This is a genomic window from Methanolobus chelungpuianus, assembly GCF_024500045.1.
GTDB lineage: Archaea > Halobacteriota > Methanosarcinia > Methanosarcinales > Methanosarcinaceae > Methanolobus > Methanolobus chelungpuianus.
Genome location: NZ_JTEO01000001.1, coordinates 41191 through 52724, shown reverse-complemented (window position 1 = coordinate 52724; position 11534 = coordinate 41191). Strand labels below are relative to the sequence as shown.

The following is an 11534-nucleotide window of genomic DNA, read 5'->3' as shown; positions in this document are numbered from 1 at the left end:
GGGAGCAGTAAAGGCCCCTGCAAAGGATCAGAAGAAGAAATAATCTTACATTCCTTAACTTTCGTTCTTTTGAGGAGGTAAAACTCCTCTTTTTTTCGCAGCATAGTTTTTTAGCAATTATTAAATACTAATCAAGACAATTTAATAATGGTAACTATGATGAGTGAGATATTCATATTGTTAATAGCGATTATAGTTGCAGTTATCCTGTACAAGGTACTGAAAACTGCTACAAAGATGGCAATAAATGCAGTTCTGGGACTTCTCGTGCTCTTTATTGCAAACGCAGTGCTGGGGCTTGGAATAGCCTACACATGGTTAGTCATTCTTGTATGCGCCATCGCAGGAGTCGTTGGTGCCCTGCTAATGATAATATTGAGCTACCTTGGTATTGCCTTTTGAAGGCTGGCCTTTCCCTTTATGAGGTGGCGGGTGTGAAGCTCGCCATTGAACGTTTTTTCCGTCCTTATGCTTTGAAGGTCCACCTGTACAAATCCACCGAGCAATGAGACCAATTCCTGTTCCGTAAAATAATGATAGATTATGCCACCGTTCCTTAAGAAAGTGTTGTGCTCTACCTCATGCCCCCCAAATCTCATATCATCGGTGCCGAACACCTCTATGAACAGGATTCCCGAAGGTTTCAGCACCCTTCTTATCTCTTCGGCTGCAAGTGTCCTCTCGCTTTCGAACAGGTGCTGCATGACCCCATAGCACACTACCGCATCAAAGGAGTTGGCAGAAAAAGGGAGAGCAGTGAGCGTAGAAGCAATGCACTCGGCATGCCTGTCACTTCTGGCAAGGTAGGACCTTGCCTCCGATAGTGCATTCATTGAAACATCGGCGCCCACGACATCGTACTTTTTAGAGAGAGGGAGCAAGTACCTTCCGTTACCGCATCCGGCATCCAGCACGAGGGAGCCCGGGAGGACTTCCTTCTCAACAGCAGAGACAGGCCTTGGGCCTCCCCATCTCACATGCCTGTATTCCTCATCCCAGGCAAGGATGTGCGATCTCGTATCCATATCAGGGCTTATAGTTTGCAGCCTCGCTGAAGCGCTCCACCAGGAAATCCTTTTCCAGGGAAGAGAGGAACCAGCCTGCTTTGGGACCGGACTGCTGTCCGAGCACTGCAGTATAGACTGCTTTGAAAAGGTCCTTGGGATCCGCTTGTACCTGGTCAGGACTGATACCCAGTATGCTTGCCATTTCCCGGGTCAGTTCTGAATCCTGGTCCTTTGCCGAATAGACAAGGTTGTGATAGTCCTCCCCGCTCAATTCAGCCTGCAGGGAAATCATCTTTGAGAAAGATGCCAGGAAAGCCCTCTGTAGCTCGGAAAGGCTGGCTGCCTGTACCGGAAGCTCATCTTTCACGCTGAACTTTGCAAACGCAGGCGCATACATCTCAAGCCAGTTGCCTACATTGTCAGCCAGCTCCTTAATGCATTTCTCGTTCTTCGTGTCATATCCTGCCCTTTTGACGATGCGCATGATCTTCCCGAAATCCCCGCCTGCGGCCTGGTAGATCGTGATCATATGCTTGAATGGGATATCCGTGTGGCATATGCCTACTGCATGGGACAGTTCCAGTATCCTCTTCTCGTAGGAGCCGGGGTTGTCAATAGAATGCAGGCGCTCGAATTCGTCAACGAGGGTCAGCAGGGGCTGTCCCGGATCGAACTTGATGTGCTTCTCTGGCTTGGTACGGATGATCAGGTACCTGAGCACTTCGGGAGGCACGACCTTTAACATATCGGCTATGGAAACAACGACACCTGATGATGAGGACATGGCACCCTCGTTACCCAGCATGATCCACTCATAGACTATTGGGAAGGGGGCATCGTAACCGAACACTTCCTTTGCTATCAGCACGCCGGTATCGTAGGAGCCGCCCTTGGAGGCATGGTCCTTACCGTAGGGTTCCACAGTAACTCCGAGAGCCTTCCATCTTGCAGGCCAGTCCACACGCCATGTGAGCTTGCCTCCGCCTTTCATTGGAACAGTGCCGGAGTGACCGCAGGAGCACTTATAATCCACTGTCTCTGCATCCAGGTCAAAACATGTGACAATTGTCGTGTTGATCTTACCGCAGTTGCTGCATATGGGGTTAAAGGGATTCCATGTTTCTGCAGGGGTTTTGCCTGAAACGTTCTTGAGGATGGCTGCGATCTCATCCCTTTTCACAAGAGCCTTCTTGATAGCATCCGTGTAGACTCCCTGCTTGTAGAGTTCATCCGCCCTGTAGACAGTGGGATGTATCCCCAGCCTTTTAAGGGCACCAAGGAAAGGCTCGAGGTAGTGTTCGGAATAACTAGCATGCTTCCCACAGGGACATGGCACATTGGACAGGGGTTTGCCCACATGCTCTGCGTAGCTTTCGTCAAGGAAAGGATATACCTTCCTGAGGGGATCGTAAGTATCAGCGATGTAGACGAATTCAGCCTGCGTACCTTTGTCGAGAAGAGCCCTGTATGCTGCATCCGCTGTTACGACCTCGCGCATATTGCCTATATGAATATGACCTGATGGCGTTATTCCTGTAGCAACAAGGTGCTTCTTGCCCCTGGCAAGGACCTCTTCTGCAACTACATCCGCCCAGTGTGTAATATCTGCCATTCTTTTCACCAGTACCAGAGAGTGGATAATTCCTAATTACCAATAATCTTTCTTCATGATCGGTCTCAGAGAGATTAAGAGACTGTAACCTTAAATTATTGCTACTATTATAAGCTTTGCTTAAGAGGGACAGAGAGGTTTTATCGGCGATGTACACCCGACACCTGTACTTTTATGGCACAGTGCGGGATAATTTCCAAAATCATATATATCTTAACTACTTACGCCTATAGGATAGGCGGTGGGTAAGTTCATGCATCCTGAACGTACAGATCAATATCTTGAAACGATCTTTCTCCTGATAAGAAGGAATAATGCTCCTGCAAGAACCACGCAGATAGCTGCGGAGATGGGAGTGTCACCCCCGAGTGTTACAGAGATGATACAGCGGCTCTCTGAAGCAGGACTTGTGGACTATAAACCATATTATGGAGTGGAACTGACCGAGCCAGGGGAGGCACAGGCAAAGAGAATAAGACACAGCAACCGCGTGCTTAGGCGCTTTCTTACAACAGTATTGGGGATAGAACCAGAGACTGCAAGAAAGGAAGCGAACATACTTCAGCATAACACTTCAGAGACAGTGCTTGAACATATATGCCAGTACATGCGACATAGAGAATTCTGTCCTAAGTGTGAACACCCTATAGGATCAGGATGTTGTAAATTCTCCCAGTAAGGCAGTATCCATTCAGGCAGCTGAAAACTAATCTCCCGACTTTTAAAAAATGATAGCAGGAGTCCCCTCTCTCTTAAATAATGCAGATTGTTCGTAACTTGACGAACCGTAAGGTTTTAATAACTACTCAATGTAGTACCCTATGATGACCCGCATAACCACCACCAAAGTAGACATGCCTATGTGCACGTCTATGGACATACTCCATATGAGGAACAAGCGTGAACCCGCAGATCAGGACGTCCTTCCTTTTATTGCAGTTCACGGTAACCACGCGACCATCAACAACGAAGCAGTACTCTACGAAGAGGAAGAAGTATACCAGGTATACACCAAGAATGTATTTATACAAATTGAAAAGCCAACTCCAGAAAAAACCATCGAACCGAAGACCGAAGTAGAACCCGACCTGGGCATCTACCACTGAAGGCCGTGGTTTAGTAATTCATCGATCGTGACGGACTGCCCAATAAAGAAAGTGTAGTCTTTGACAAGGTGTCCGTCCATCTTTATATCATCAAGGAAGCCGTACCAGTAAACCACCATACCGGTGCCGAAATTGCCTTCGTAATCGGTGAATTGTTTTTTCATATAATAGTGGTGTTCCTTTTCATCACCAAACAGAGCCTTGCTCTCTATCCACTTTATTTTTTTGCCATTTATCTCCAGGGGCTCTTCCAGCAGGAAATCCGGTGTTTTTGCAACTCCCATTTCCCGGAGGTCATTCTCCGTCCTGAAAGATATTCCCTTACTCTGAAGCCACTGCTCCAGTATGGACTCACCCATTTTACCTTTGACCATATGGACTTCATGGGCCTGCGGAGAGAAGAAATGGTCCGAAAGCATGGCTTCCTTAACTTCTTTTTTAAGCCGCATGTCAGGAAGCTCGTCAATGTTCTTCATGAAGGATTTCTTTGGAATGCCCAGCTCGGCTAGGATCATGGTAGCCATGAGGGTTGCGGGGATCTTGTTCTTCCGCGCGATCTGGACGATGGTTGTGCCCTTCTGCCACATGGCAACATGCCTGCCACTTCTTTCCTGCACACGGGAAAAGTTCTTCTTTACGTTCGTGACCGTCTTCTGGTTCAATATGGAGTATATGACACCCACGGGTTGTGAGAACTTCTCTGAAACCCTGTCAATATCATCAACCCCCTGCAGGGAACTGTAAATCTCTTCATAGGTATTGATATCCATCCGAATATCTCCTTATTCACAGAGGTCTTGCCGTAATAGCAGACACTCATCACATCTTTTCTTTCCGCAGAATCTCTTCGAATACTCTACAATCAATGCATGGTACTCCTGATATATACCAACATCCACTGGCAGGCTGCTCTCAAAGAGGCTCTTAAGCCTCATGTAATCGCCTTCCACTCCCATGCATTTCATTATACGGGTCGTGTATGCATCTATTACAAAGCTTGGCTTGTGGGCGGCATAGAGCACTATGCTGTCCGCGGTCTCATTGCCCACGCCTTTAAGGGACAGCATCCTCTGCCTCAAAGTATCGGCGGGCAATGAGAACACAGCATCCATGGGATGTTCAATGAAGTATGCTGCAACACCCTTCAGGCGGGAAGCTTTCTGGCAATAGAAACCACAGCATCGGACCAGCTTCTCAATCAGGGCGATATCCGCTTCCGCAAGAGTCCCGGGTTCGAGCAGACCATGCTCCCTGAGAGCACATATAGCTTTTTCAACGTTGGACCACTTGGTCTGCTGGGTAAGCATCGCACCTACCACAACTTCAAAAGCCGTTTCAGCAGGCCACCAGTATTGAGGGCCTAATTCTTCCCGGAGTATATGATAGATCTGAAGCAGATCTTTATTTCTCACGCTCATATGAAAAGAGAAAGAGGGTTATTTCCAGAATTCCTCCTCGTAATTATCAGGAAGACCAAGGTTCATTACGTCATCCAGCGATTTCCTCTTTTTGGAAGCCTGCTCCTGGCTTGCTTCCCTGGATTCGATCACTGTGGTATTCTTAGTATTGATCACAGTCACTTCTTCACGCAGCTCAGAGATCTCTTCCAGGGCACTTCCTGAACGGACCTCAGGACGCTGCCACGACTTAAGCTCATCACGTGGAATGGAGCCTGATTCCCTGAGGGTCCTCACAGGAGCGATATCCGCCCAGTGCCTGGGTTTTGCCTCTTCGGCCGGAGCAGGAACAGTTTCCGTACTTTCGTAGACCTTCGGTGTATACAGTACATCTGCAGTCTGCCTCTTTTCGACAGATACTTCCACACCGCCCGGATTTTTCTGAACGGCAGCTACTTGGCTTACTTCAGCCACCTGCTTTTCCCGCGGATAGGATCCCAGGGGCTCCTGGCCATGCCTGTCCCCGAATCTCCGGCGTGTGTCCTGTGCATAGCTATCCACAACAGGAGATGACTTTGACAGGTTCTTATGAGTCGATCGGTAGCCTATGATACATTGTTCATCTCCTGAGCGCCAGTCAACAACGTACAGATGGCAGGCATTTTTCTTACAATGGGATGCCCCGTCGCGGGGGCAGTTATCAGGTAGCGTCATGTGAAATGCCTCATTTGGATAAATATTGGCATTTATTCTATATAATTAATGCTTATGATTGTATATACCCTTGATCGTAGATGCTATCAGAGGCGCGACACTGACAGAACTCTGGATCCTCTCAATGGTATCCGTGGAGATTATGTCCTTCACACCTGCATTGTGCAGTCTCATGACAGCATTTCTTGCGAGCACGGGATGCACGCAGGCAAGATATACATCTTTTGCACCCTGAGCTCTAAGCAGTTTTATGGACTCCACCATCGTCCCGCCGGTAGCTATCATATCGTCCAGCAGCACGATATCCCTGCCCTGCACATCAATGCTCTTTGTCTTGATGGTCACTGTGTCACCGGAAATGCGCGTCTTCTCAAGATAGTCGCAGTCGTACCCTATTTCCTTTGCAGTCCTTTCCACGAACTCCATGGCCCCTGCATCAGGAGAGACCAGCAGGGCATCCTTCAGGCCCATGGACCTTATATGCTGGCCTATGAGCTGGGAGGCATCCAGGTCAAACGCATCAGCGTTGAAATAGTCCAGCACGCTGGTCTTGTGGACGTTCACTGTGAACACCCTGTCAGCGTTAATGGTCCGGGCAATAGCCCTTGCGCTGATAGGTTCACCGGTCTTGAATTTCCGGTCCTGCCTTGCATATCCCATGTAGGGGATAACAACATTGATGACCGGGGAGTCCTCGCATGCGTCTATGAGCTGTAACAACGCTACAAAATCAGAATCCGTGATTATGCTCTGTATTATAGTGACCTCGTCCACATCCTCGTCCAGGATGCGTGTATAGAGCTCACCGTCAGGGAACCTTGTGAAATCGCATACTGTCGGTTCCAGATTCAATTCCCTTGCAACTCGTGATGAGAGAGCCTGAGATGCGGGTCCTCCTATGATCTTCAAATGATGTACCTCTTTTAGTTCCATTTTTTATAGTACTGCTAATGTAACGATTCTCATACATTAGTTTTGGTCCCTTTGACTTTTGAAAGGACCCTGATATTGCGTATACACGTGAGGGGATAATTACCGGTATCGTCCTTTTCGGCAGACTTGACCATATCCCATATGGTCAGGAGCGCCGTAGAGACTCCTGTAAGGGCCTCCATTTCAACACCCGTCCTGCCAACGGAACGTACTTCCACCACTGCAGATACATGGTCATCCTCTATTGAGAAGTCCACATCCACACTGGTGATGGGTATCTGATGGCACATGGGAATCAGTTCCGGGGTTTTTTTTACTGCCAGAATGGCAGCTATCCTTGCAGTAGAGAGCACATTGCCCTTTTCAACGGTTCCATTCCTGATATTCCCGATAGTGTCCCTGCCCAGAACGATCTCACCCGAGGCCATTGCCTTTCTTGCAACAGTATCCTTGTTGCTTATATCCACCATGACGGCACGGTCATTTTCTATATGAGTGAAGTTCTTTGTCAAACGATCACCGGGAGATCTCAGTCTATGCGCAGGTTCTGTCTCTGCATGTAATCCTCAATAGTTATATTTAATGTTTCTTTCAGCTCCCTTGCCTCATCAAGGGTTAGCTTGAGTATTTCCTCATCCTCCCCATGGCTGATGATCATCCGGATCCGCTTCCTTTCAATGTCAAGGGTTATTTTCCTGCTCTCCTGTTCCATACATTACCACTCCTGCTTCATAACATAAGGGATATTCTGAATGACATCGCTTGCAAGCAACCCGTACCCCTTCTCGCCAAAGGCCAGATCACCCGCTGCACCGTTGATAAAGCAGCCGCAAGATGCTGCATCGAAGGCGCTGTTGGTGGCAAACAATGCCCCAACGACACCTGCAAGCACGTCACCTGTGCCCCCCACGGTCATGCCTGCATTTCCCGTTCTGTTGAATCTTGTTTCTTCCCCATCGGATATTATATCTATACTTCCCTTCAGTACTGTCACAGCATGACTATCCAGGGAGAAGCTGCGCACCAGTTCCTTTTTCTCCTGAAGGGAAGGAGTAATTCCCGGCCTGTTGCCCCTAAGGCGGAAGAATTCCCCCCCGTGCGGGGTCAGTATGTATTCGCCTCCATCCGGCAAAGGCAAGGGCAACTGATAAAGTGCATCGGCATCAATAACGGCCTTCCTGCATAATGGCAGTATCTGCCCGATGGCTTCAAGGGTTGCTCCGTCCCTCCCGAGACCCGGGCCTATGATAACAACATCACTTGAACTAATGAGACGCCTGATAAAAGGGACGTGCTCCGGGCATAACCGGTCACCGTGCAAGCCGCCTGCCACAATCAGGTCCGGAGAATAGCCGGCTATTGTCCCGGATATGCTCCCGGGGACCGCAAGCGTCACCAGGTCTGCGCCTGCCCTTAAAGCTGCAAGGGCGGCAAAAGCAGGTGCTCCGGAATATGGTCCACCTCCAATTACCAGGATGCTGCCGGAATTGCCCTTATGTGCGGAGTTGCTTCTCACAGTAAGATTCCTCAGATCTCCCGGTCCCACAAATTCCTCGGCATCCCTGCAGACACCTATCCCCAGGACACGGACCTCACCTGTAAGGGCCTTTGAGGAGGGTAAAGCAAGGCCAGCCTTCATTTTATGGAACGTAAGGGTCAGGTCCGCCCTCACGCATTTTTCCACACTGCCTGTCCCTGCATCAAAACCGGAGGGAGAGTCTATGGAAATGACAAAAGCATCCGCGGCGTTGATAAGGTCTATTGCGCTTGATTCCGGCTCCCTCGGAAGGCCCTTCATTCCCGACCCAAGCACACCATCAACGATTATGTCGGCATCCTTCCAGCCGGGGTAGGAACGCAGGTCTGCAGAATCGCGTATTTCCTTCACATCATCGACCCCGCTGTATCTTAGCAGATCGAAATTGGTCCTCGCTTCCGCAGTCCTTATCAGGGACGCACTGCCCAGCAGGAGCAACCTCACCCGGAACCCGGGAATAAGGGAAAGGTGCCTAGCAGCCACAAAAGCATCTCCTCCGTTATTACCCCTGCCTGCAACGAACAGCACTGTTGCGCTGCGGGTCTGCGAGCTGATCTCCCGGGCAATACCCGCGCCTGCATTCTCCATCAGCTGCAGGGGACTCATACCCAGATATGCACAATTGATGTCCACTGCCCGCATTCTTGATGGTGTGATAGCTTCCATGATTACCTATTTATCCTTGGTTTGCATTCTATTTAGCAGTTAATGTCTTTTCTTTTAGGAATTCTTTAATATACCTGACATCCTTTATATGAAAAGGAGGTAATCATATTAACGCCGTTGCTAAGGAGACCACCACAACCGACAGGATCAAGATAAGACCCACCTATCTCATACTTGGAAGTGGGAGTTTCGGTTTTGCATTGGCCAAGGAACTCAGGGAGCTTGACAAAGACCTGATAATTGTGGATAAGGACGCACAGAAGGTCGAGACCCTGCGCGATGAGGCGTATGAGGCCATTGTCGGCGATGTGGGCGATCCTGCACTCCTTGACAGGATCAACACAAAGAACCTGTCAGGCATACTTATTCTCAGCTCAGATACCCAGGCAAACAAAGCCGCCCTTGAGAATGTCAGGAAGAAAGTATCAAGGGACGTATACTGTGTCGCCAGGGCCACTGATGTTATTAATATGCAGGAAATGGAATCCATGGGTGCCGACCTTGTTATCATGCCTCCCAGAATGGTCGCTAAATCCCTCTCAAGATCCCTTGAGCGTGCCGAAGGGCTCAGGCGCGGCAATAAGATGGCTCAGTGGTTTGAGAGTATAAGGAACAAAAAGATGGCCATCATGGTGCATAACAACCCGGACCCTGATGCCATTGCCAGCGCCCTTGCACTGAAAGCGATAGCAAATTCCCACGACATACGCTCCGATATCATCTATCACGGAGAGATAGGCCACCAGGAGAACAAGGCTTTTGTGAACCTGCTGGGCATCGACCTTTACAGGTATGACGATATAGAGATAACATCCTATGACAAGATCGCCATGGTGGACTGTTCCGGCCCCGGGGCCAACAATCCCCTGCCTACCAATACTCACATAGGTATCATTATCGATCACCATCCCATCACTGATTCTGAGATAGACGCAGAGTTCATAGACATACGTCCTAACGTAGGGGCCTCCTCAACCATCGTAACAAAGTATCTGCAGGAGCTCAACATCGATATCGACAGCAAGCTTGCTACAGCCCTGCTGTACGGGATAAGGACCGATACCATGGACTTTAAGAGGAACACTGACTCCGCCGACCTCTCGGCAGCGTCCTACCTTTATCCGCTTTCGGACCATGACATCCTTGACCAGCTTGAACGCCCTTCCATGTCGATAGAAACGCTGGACGTGCTGGGAGAGGCCATCAACAACCGTCAGGTAATTGGGAGCTACCTGCTGTCTAACGTAGGAAGCATCCGTGACAGGGACACACTTCCCCAGGCTGCAGACTACCTGCTCAACCTTGAGGGCATCTCAACCACCGTCGTCTTCGGTGTCAGCGAGGACAAGATCTTCATCTCAGGAAGGAGCAACGATATCCGCATCAATCTGGGAGACATCATGAAACGCGCTTTCGGAGAGGAGGCCGGCGGAGGACATGCCAATGCGGCAGCTGCACGGATAGACCTCGGGGTCTTCAGCGCAGCAAAGGACAGGCAGACCCTTCTAAGACTGGTGAACGAAGCCGTGGTCAAGCGCTTCCTCACAGCCGTGGGCGTGGAAGAGGACGACCTCTGACCCCTGCGTTCTTCCTTTCCTTTCTCCGCTTTCACCCTGATTGACAATACTTTTCCCTATTCACTGCTGATTTTCTGATGACGATGCCTTTATAAGGCCGGCTGAAAACAGTCACATGAATATATACAATATAATGAACACATATATACCTATATATCACAAAATAAATAATCTTCCAGATGGTTGGAAACTGCAGTATATGTACATGCTAAGCCCATTAATGCATCGTGCTTACCCTGAAAAGGAACTGTAAATGCCCATATCCATTCCGCACGGGTCATACCTTTTAACATAATCACCTGCAACCCAACTCCTGAAGGATGCATGAAATACCTGTTCCGGAACACAAGATCATTATAGCGCTGCAGAGAGTTCTTTTCATACAGTCCATGCACTCTGTAATACCGGGGGACACCATACGAGTCATACGAGTCATACATATCACACATACATTCCTATTTTGCATACATTTTGCAAGAGAACATAAAAGACCTGATGTGAACCTGGTCAGGGGAACATACAGAGTCATACAAGAGCATACATTGACATACAATGCCATATGATGGCGCATGCATTGGTGGAAATCCGGAAAAGCAGTATACAGAGTGCGAAAGATGCATAGAGGGCTGGTGACAGACATCTGCATAAGAGAATAAGGGTTTATAGCACCGTAGCCGCTGACAAAGGAGTGACATATCCCCAATCAGGGGCATCAGCATATGTCAGAGTGCGCCGGAACAGTCATTTAATACTGAATAGATACAGGCAGGCCATAACCATGCAGGAATCCAGATGGAAGAACACCGCTAAACACAATCAAGGTACACCTGCTTGGCGCACAACCCGCTGTGACCTTTTTCGTATACACAATAATGCACAACTCAGAGTATATGTCCCTATATGTTTAATACAAAACATGCAATATTACGTATATATTATACCCGTGGCACCCCCCGATCGCACTTTCAACACAGGCGGGCTAAGA

General features: G+C 48.9%; 13 protein-coding genes. 4 read left to right on the top strand and 9 right to left on the bottom strand.

The window, feature by feature from the left end; genetic code table 11:
• Positions 1-147 precede the first annotated feature (147 nt).
• Positions 148-402: a pro-sigmaK processing inhibitor BofA family protein gene (locus tag PV02_RS00275; protein WP_425438335.1), complete on the top strand. Its 255-nt coding sequence runs from the start codon at positions 148-150 to the stop codon at positions 400-402.
• Here PV02_RS00275 and PV02_RS00270 read toward each other — a convergent pair.
• Both PV02_RS00270 and lysS read right to left on the bottom strand, forming a co-directional pair.
• Positions 381-1025, bottom strand: a complete 645-nt coding sequence (locus tag PV02_RS00270) for a class I SAM-dependent methyltransferase (protein WP_256621296.1) — start codon at positions 1023-1025, stop codon at positions 381-383. The two genes, PV02_RS00275 and PV02_RS00270, sit on opposite strands and share 22 nt — an antisense overlap.
• 1 nt (position 1026) lies before the next feature.
• Entirely contained in the window at positions 1027-2619 is a 1593-nt protein-coding gene (gene lysS, locus PV02_RS00265; RefSeq protein WP_256621295.1) for a lysine--tRNA ligase, read from the bottom strand.
• A gap of 253 nt (positions 2620-2872) precedes the next feature.
• Here lysS and PV02_RS00260 point away from each other — a divergent pair, with 253 nt between their 5' ends.
• Complete coding sequence (locus tag PV02_RS00260) at positions 2873-3298, top strand: metal-dependent transcriptional regulator (protein WP_256621293.1); 426 nt, start codon at positions 2873-2875, stop codon at positions 3296-3298.
• A gap of 208 nt (positions 3299-3506) precedes the next feature.
• Positions 3507-3725, top strand: a complete 219-nt coding sequence (locus PV02_RS00255; RefSeq protein WP_256621292.1) for a hypothetical protein — start codon at positions 3507-3509, stop codon at positions 3723-3725.
• On the opposite strand, the gene PV02_RS00250 is transcribed toward PV02_RS00255, so the two are convergent.
• From PV02_RS00250 to PV02_RS00220, 7 genes are read right to left on the bottom strand one after another with little or no spacing between them, the layout of a single operon-like run.
• Positions 3716-4495, bottom strand: a complete 780-nt coding sequence (locus tag PV02_RS00250) for a C15orf41 family protein (RefSeq protein ID WP_256621291.1) — start codon at positions 4493-4495, stop codon at positions 3716-3718. The two genes, PV02_RS00255 and PV02_RS00250, sit on opposite strands and share 10 nt — an antisense overlap.
• A 12-nt stretch (positions 4496-4507) precedes the next feature.
• Positions 4508-5143: an endonuclease III domain-containing protein gene (locus PV02_RS00245; RefSeq protein ID WP_256621290.1), complete on the bottom strand. Its 636-nt coding sequence runs from the start codon at positions 5141-5143 to the stop codon at positions 4508-4510.
• Between the two features lie 18 nt (positions 5144-5161).
• Positions 5162-5836, bottom strand: a complete 675-nt coding sequence (locus tag PV02_RS00240) for a hypothetical protein (protein WP_256621289.1) — start codon at positions 5834-5836, stop codon at positions 5162-5164.
• 45 nt (positions 5837-5881) lie between these two features.
• On the bottom strand, positions 5882-6745 hold the full coding sequence (locus PV02_RS00235) for a ribose-phosphate diphosphokinase (protein WP_256621288.1): 864 nt from the start codon (positions 6743-6745) through the stop codon (positions 5882-5884).
• Positions 6746-6798: 53 nt separating this feature from the next.
• Entirely contained in the window at positions 6799-7281 is a 483-nt protein-coding gene (moaC, locus tag PV02_RS00230; RefSeq protein ID WP_256621286.1) for a cyclic pyranopterin monophosphate synthase MoaC, read from the bottom strand.
• Positions 7282-7298: 17 nt separating this feature from the next.
• On the bottom strand, positions 7299-7481 hold the full coding sequence (locus tag PV02_RS00225; RefSeq protein ID WP_256621285.1) for a hypothetical protein: 183 nt from the start codon (positions 7479-7481) through the stop codon (positions 7299-7301).
• A 3-nt stretch (positions 7482-7484) separates the two neighbouring features.
• Positions 7485-8972: an NAD(P)H-hydrate dehydratase gene (locus PV02_RS00220; RefSeq protein ID WP_256621283.1), complete on the bottom strand. Its 1488-nt coding sequence runs from the start codon at positions 8970-8972 to the stop codon at positions 7485-7487.
• Between the two features lie 107 nt (positions 8973-9079).
• Between PV02_RS00220 and PV02_RS00215 the strand changes: the two genes are divergently transcribed.
• Positions 9080-10549, top strand: a complete 1470-nt coding sequence (locus PV02_RS00215; RefSeq protein ID WP_425438338.1) for a DHH family phosphoesterase — start codon at positions 9080-9082, stop codon at positions 10547-10549.
• Positions 10550-11534 lie beyond the last annotated feature (985 nt).